Origin of the sequence: Methyloversatilis discipulorum, from assembly GCF_000385375.1 — a bacterium.
Classification (GTDB): Bacteria; Pseudomonadota; Gammaproteobacteria; order Burkholderiales; family Rhodocyclaceae; genus Methyloversatilis; species Methyloversatilis discipulorum_A.
The window spans coordinates 3,794,968-3,800,973 of the sequence record NZ_ARVV01000001.1; the positions used below are offsets into that span (position 1 = coordinate 3,794,968).

The 6,006-nt window shown below is 66.5% G+C and carries 5 protein-coding genes; all 5 read left to right on the forward strand.

Features of this window, described 5'->3' with window-relative positions; translation table 11 throughout:
* Positions 1-26: 26 nt before the first annotated feature.
* The 5 genes from METRZ18153_RS0117720 (at position 27) to METRZ18153_RS0117740 (ending at position 5,928) form a co-directional block, all read left to right on the forward strand.
* Positions 27-1,802 (forward strand): glutamine--tRNA ligase/YqeY domain fusion protein, encoded by a 1,776-nt coding sequence (locus tag METRZ18153_RS0117720; RefSeq protein ID WP_020166004.1) that lies wholly within the window; start codon positions 27-29, stop codon positions 1,800-1,802.
* 223 nt (positions 1,803-2,025) lie between these two features.
* Complete coding sequence (locus METRZ18153_RS0117725) at positions 2,026-2,607, forward strand: PEP-CTERM sorting domain-containing protein (protein WP_020166005.1); 582 nt, start codon at positions 2,026-2,028, stop codon at positions 2,605-2,607.
* Positions 2,608-2,642: 35 nt separating this feature from the next.
* Entirely contained in the window at positions 2,643-3,200 is a 558-nt protein-coding gene (locus tag METRZ18153_RS0117730; protein ID WP_020166006.1) for a flavin reductase family protein, read from the forward strand.
* A 63-nt stretch (positions 3,201-3,263) separates the two neighbouring features.
* Positions 3,264-4,286: a S1 family peptidase gene (locus METRZ18153_RS0117735; RefSeq protein WP_020166007.1), complete on the forward strand. Its 1,023-nt coding sequence runs from the start codon at positions 3,264-3,266 to the stop codon at positions 4,284-4,286.
* Positions 4,287-4,392: 106 nt separating this feature from the next.
* Positions 4,393-5,928 (forward strand): ShlB/FhaC/HecB family hemolysin secretion/activation protein, encoded by a 1,536-nt coding sequence (locus tag METRZ18153_RS0117740; protein WP_157257253.1) that lies wholly within the window; start codon positions 4,393-4,395, stop codon positions 5,926-5,928.
* The last annotated feature ends 78 nt before the right edge of the window (positions 5,929-6,006 follow it).

Sequence of the window (6,006 nt, forward strand, 5' to 3'; positions counted from 1 at the left end):
ATCCTCAGATTTCTCTGCTGCCCACCATGTCCGAACGCAACGCTCCCGCACCGGCTTCCAATTTCCTGCGTGCCGTCATCGAGAAGGATCTGGCCAATGGCACCTACGCCAGCCGCCGCTGGGCACGCAGCCCGGGCGACGCCGCCCATCATGCCTCCGGCGAGCCGGACCCGGCGAAGATCCGCACGCGCTTCCCGCCGGAGCCGAACGGCTATCTGCACGTCGGCCACGCCAAGTCCATCTGCCTGAATTTCGGCTTGGCGCGCGATTACGGCGGCGTCTGCCACATGCGCTTCGACGACACCAATCCGGAAAAGGAAAGCGTCGAGTACGTCGAATCGATCAAGGACGCGGTGCAGTGGCTGGGCTTCGGCTGGGACGCCTTCGGCGCTTCGCAGCTCTACTTCGCCAGCGACTACTTCGACTTCATGTACCGCGCGGCGGAATATCTGATCACCGCCGGCCACGCCTACATCGACCAGCAGACGCCGGACGAGATGCGCGCCAACCGAGGCACACTGACCGAGCCGGGCAAGGATTCACCGTGGCGCAATCGTCCGGCCGACGAATCGCTGGCGCTGTTTCGCGAGATGCGCGACGGTAAGCACCCGGACGGCGCCATGGTGCTGCGCGCGAAAATCGACATGGCCAGCCCCAACATCAATATGCGCGACCCGGCCATCTACCGGATCAAGCACGCGCACCACCACAACACCGGCGACAAGTGGTGCATCTACCCGATGTACACCTACGCCCACCCGCTGGAAGACGCAGTCGAGGGCATCACCCACTCGATCTGCACGCTGGAGTTCGAAGATCAGCGGCCGTTCTACGACTGGGTGCTGGAACGTCTGGCCGAAGGCGGTCTGCTGGCTCACCCGCTGCCCAAGCAGTACGAATTCGCACGGCTCAACCTGACCTATGTCGTCACCAGCAAGCGCAAGCTGATGCAGCTGGTGACCGAAAAACATGTCAGCGGCTGGGACGACCCGCGCATGCCCACCATCGTCGGCCTGCGCCGCCGTGGCTACACGCCGGAGGCGCTGCAGCTGTTCGCCGAGCGCATCGGCGTGTCCAAGGCCGATTCGTGGATCGACTATTCGACGCTGGAAGGCGCGCTGCGTGACGACCTCGACGGCCGCGCCGCCCGTGCGATGGCGGTACTCGACCCGCTCAAGCTCAAGCTCACCAACTGGGACGCACTGTTCGCCGGCAAGGAGGTCGAGCCCTGCTCCGCGCCGGTGCATCCGCACCACCCGGAGCGCGGCACGCGCAGCTTCAACCTGACACGCGAAGTGTGGATCGAGCGTGAAGACTTCATGGAGGAGGCGCCCAAGGGCTACCACCGCCTGTTCCCGGGCAACAAGGCGCGGTTGAAGTACGGCTACGTGATCGAATGCACCGGTTGCGAGAAGGACGCCGACGGCCGCATCACCGCAGTGCTCGCGACCCTCGTGCCGGACACCAAGAGCGGCACGCCGGGCGCCGACAGCGTCAAGGTGAAGGGCGTCATCACCTGGGTGAGCGTTAGCGAAGGCCTGTCGGCCGAAGTGCGGCTGTACGACCGGCTGTTCACCGAAGCGCACCCGGACGCCGGCGGCCGCGACTTCCTGACCGTGATGAATCCGGATTCGGTGAAATCGGTACAGGCCTTCGTCGAACCCGGCCTGACTGCCGCCGCGGCCGACGACAAGTTCCAGTTCGAGCGCCACGGTTACTTCGTCGCCGACCGCATCGATTCAGTCGAAGGCCGCCCGGTGTTCAACCGGGCCGTCACATTGAAGGACAGCTGGAGCCGCTGAGATCGGGACAAACCGACGGCGGCGCCCGGCGCGGCGTCGGTTTTTTTTACATCCACGTCGGCCCGCCCCGGGGCTGGAACGGCTGCAAGGCTCGCTGCGCCTCGAACCGTGCCAATGCAGCGATGCAGGCACACAGCTTGCTAACAGTTTTTGACATTTTTGAATCCGTCTGCCAATCCGGCCCGTGACGGGTGACGACAACCTTCGAGCAGGGAGTGTCCCGATGAAATCGATGCGCAGCCTCTTCGCCGCAACGCTGTTTGCCACGGCCCTGCCGGCACTCGCCGTGATCCCCAACGTGACCGACCAGGAGTCGTCCGAGCGCAACAACCTGATCGCAACCTTCGGTCAGAGCGGACTGGCGCAGTCCTTCAAGCAGATGGCGGAGAACGTGTCCGGCGCCGGGATCTACCTCCTCCTCGCCAGCCCGGAGGAGTCGGCGAACGTGACCATCGAACTGTGGAGCAAGCTGCCCAACCAAGGCGGCAGCCTGCTGGCCGGCGGCTCGGCACTCGGTCTTGGTCAGGGCTGGGTGGACGTGTTCTGGACGCCCGTGACAGTTACGCCGGGGGACACCTACTACCTGGTCTTCTCCGGCCCGTCCGCATTGGGTCTGGCGGGCAGCACGCTGAACCCCTACCCGAACGGACAGACGTTCGCGACCTCGGGCTATGCTGGCTTCCCCAACTTCGACTACGCCTTCCGCACTTTCGCTGCGGCCGTCCCCGAGCCCTCGACCTGGGCTTCGATGATGGGCGGCCTCGGCCTGCTCGCGCTGCTTGCTGCGGCCCGCCGCCGCGCCTGATCCCTCCGGGGAGCGCAATAGCACTCCCCTGCTCCATGCCCATCCAGGACGTCCCCCTCCCGCAGGCTTACCGGCTGCTCAACCACGGCCCCACCGTGCTGGTGAGTAGCGCGGCCGGCGCGCGCCGCAACGTGATGGCGGCGGCGTGGTGCATGCCGCTCGATTTCGAACCGCCCAAGATCGTCGTCGTGATCGACAAATCGACCTTCACGCGCGAGCTGATCAGCGCATCGGGCGAGTTCGCGATCAATGTTCCGCCGCGCGCGCTGCTCGACGCCACGGTCGCGGCCGGCAGCGACAGCGGCCGCGAGGCGGACAAGTTCGCGGCGCTGGATCTGCCCACCTTCGCGGCGACGCAGATCGCCGCGCCGCTGGTCGGCGGCTGCGTCGCTTGGCTCGAATGCAAGGTCGTACCGGAAGCCCACAACCAGGACCGCTACGACCTGTTCATCGGCGAGGTCGTGGCAGCGCGCGCGGACAGCCGCGTGTTCCGCAACGGGCGCTGGCATTTCGACGACGACACGCTGCGCACGCTGCACCACGTCGCCGGCGGCGCCTTCTTCATGACCGGTGAGGCCGTCGGCGGCAGCTGAACTTTCGCACCGGTAGCACGCTCCCAAGACGGCTGTTCACACAACCTCGTCGATGGAGCCGCCATGCGCCGCCTGCTCGCCTCGTCCTGCTGTCTGCTGGCCCTGAACGCCCACGCCGGTGGTTCGGCCAGCGAATTCGGATCCGCCTTCTATACCGGCCTGTCGATCAGCGTGGTGCAGGTGCGCGTTGCCAACGGGGCCGGCAAGGGTTTCTTCGGTTCGGGGGTCGTGGTGGCGGAGAACGAGGTCGTCACCAACTGTCACGTCACGCGTCAGGGCGTGCGCGTCGAGGTTGCCAAGGGCGCGCTGGTGTTTCCGGTGTTCGGCCAGAAGATCGACATGGCGAACGACCTCTGCCTGCTGCGCACCTCGCCGATGCCGCTGCGCACCGTCGCGCTGCGCGACGCGGCGTCGGTCAGACCCGGCGAGAAGTCGTTCTACTACGGCTACTCGGGAGGGATAGAAGCCTTCTTCGCACCGGGGCGGGTGGCAACGCTGCATCCGCACGACGGCAGTGCGGTGTTCGAAACGTCCAGCGGTTTCGCGCTCGGTGGCAGTGGCGGCGGACTGTTCGACGCCGACGGTCGCCTGATCGGCATCACCACCTTCCTCGCCTCCGGCCACTCGGGTGGCTACTTCGCGATGCCGGCCGACCTGATCCACCGGCTGCGCAAGCAGCCCGAATCCGACATCGCGCCGATATCCGGGCTGGCACTGTGGGAGCGGCCGGACGCGGAGCAGCCCTGGTTCCTGCGGGTGGCGCGGCTCGGCGCGCTGTCGCGCTGGCAGTCCGCCGCCGATCTGGCGCTGGAATGGACACGCGCTGAACCCGACAACGCCGATGCCTGGCATCAGGCCGGCGTTGCGCTGCTGCGCGACCAGCGGCCGGTCGAGGCAAACGAGGCGCTGCAGCGCGCCCGCATGCTGTCGCCGGACCACCCGGACGTGCTCTTCCATCAGGCACTGGCGCTGGCGCGCAGCGGCTCGACCGAGGCTGCCCGCGAAGCGCGGGACCGGCTGGCCCTCGCGGACGCCGAGCTGCTGGGCAAACTGGATCAGGCCTTAGACTGTTCGGCCTACTGCTAAAGACATACAAACACACTAAACTCCGTCGAATACAAGAACTTGAAGATCGACGGGGTCCTCGGTGTCGCCCAGACTTTCCCTGCTGCTGTGCATCTGTGCAGTCCAGTTGTCGTTCGCCGACGCGCGCGCCGAGGAGAGTGCCGACGGCCCCCGCTTCGAGGTGCGCGCCTACTCGCTGGCCGGCGGAACGGTTTTCCGGCCGGGGGAAATCGACGCCATGCTGTCGCCCTATACCGGCGCCGAAGTCGGCTTCGGACAGCTCGAAGCGGCGCGCGCCGCACTGCAGGCCGCCTACCACCAGCGCGGCTTCGGCGCAGCCCAGGTCAGCATTCCGGAACAGGAACTGAGTGGCGGCACCGTCGTGCTGGAAGTTCTGGAACCCAAGCTGACCGAAATCACGCTGCAGGGCGCCAAACACCACGACGAACAGAACATCCGCGCCAGCCTGCCCGCTCTGGCCGACGGCCGCATGCCGAACACGACCGACGTGGCGCGCCAGTTGTCGCTGGCCAACGAGAATTCGTCGAAGCAGACCGATGTGACCTTCAAGTCCGGCCGCAAGCCGGGCGAGATCGCGGCGACGATTTCCGTGGCCGACGACAAGCCGCTGCGCCGCTTCGTCACCGTGGACAACAGCGGCACGCCATCGACCGGCACCCACCGCGTCGCCATCGGGCTGCAGCACGCCAACCTGTTCAACCGCGACCATGTGGCGACCTTCCAGTACACGACTTCGATAGAGAAGCCGTCCGAAGTCACCATCTTCGGCCTTGGCTACCGCATTCCGCTGTATAGCAGCGGCAATTCGATCGATCTGGTCGCCGGTTACTCGAGCGTGAATTCGGGCCAGGTGCAGGTGCTGAATTCAACGGCCAGCGTGTCCGGCGCCGGCCGCATCTTTTCCGCCCGCTACAACTGGCACCTGCCACGCGATGGGGAGCTGACGCAGCGCGTCAGCCTGGCGGCCGACTGGCGCGATTTCGACAGCAGCTTCGTCCTGGAGAATGTGCCGGGCAGTCTGGTGCCGCGGGTGATCACCCATCCGGTCAGCCTGTCGTGGAGCGGAAACTGGCGCAACGATCTGCGCGAAGCGGGCCTGAACGTCAGCTATGCGCGCAACCTGCCCGGTGGCGAACATGGCCGCGACAGCGATTTCGCCGCCTCGCGCGGCGGCGCCAACGCGCGCTTCGCGGTGATCCGGGCCGGCGCCTCCTGGCTGCAGCTGCTGTCCCGGGACTGGCGCGTGCGTCTGCAGGCACAGGCGCAATACACGAACGACGAGCTGGTTTCGGGCGAACAGTTCGGTATCGGCGGCGCCGATTCGGTGCGCGGTCTGCGCGAGCGCGTGCTCGCCGACGACCGCGGCTGGCGTGTCAGTGCCGATCTCGATACGCCGGCCTGGGTGCACGACACCTGGGTCATGCGCGGCGTGCTGTTCGCCGACACCGCCCACCTCTATCGCGTGCGGCCGCTGGCCGGAGAAGACGCAAGTCAGGCAGTTTTTTCGGCGGGCGTGGGGCTGCGCGTCAACTTTTCCACGTGGCTATCTGGGCGGATCGACTACGCTCAACTTATTGACGGAGCAGGAAGATACGACTCCGGAAGCCACCGCGTGCACGCAACGTTCAGCCTGAACTTCTGACCGCCTGAAAGCCACCTCCCGGTGGCGTGCGGCCGGTTCCGGCGAAACACCCCGAATCGCGAAAACTCGCGCATGCAA

Bases quoted from the DNA above. Each gene is read 5' to 3' on its own strand.
- METRZ18153_RS0117720 (WP_020166004.1), top strand. From the start codon at position 27: ATGTCCGAACGCAACGCTCCCGCACCGGCTTCCAATTTCCTGCGTGCC.
- METRZ18153_RS0117725 (WP_020166005.1), top strand. From the start codon at position 2,026: ATGAAATCGATGCGCAGCCTCTTCGCCGCAACGCTGTTTGCCACGGCC.
- METRZ18153_RS0117730 (WP_020166006.1), top strand. From the start codon at position 2,643: ATGCCCATCCAGGACGTCCCCCTCCCGCAGGCTTACCGGCTGCTCAAC.
- METRZ18153_RS0117735 (WP_020166007.1), top strand. From the start codon at position 3,264: ATGCGCCGCCTGCTCGCCTCGTCCTGCTGTCTGCTGGCCCTGAACGCC.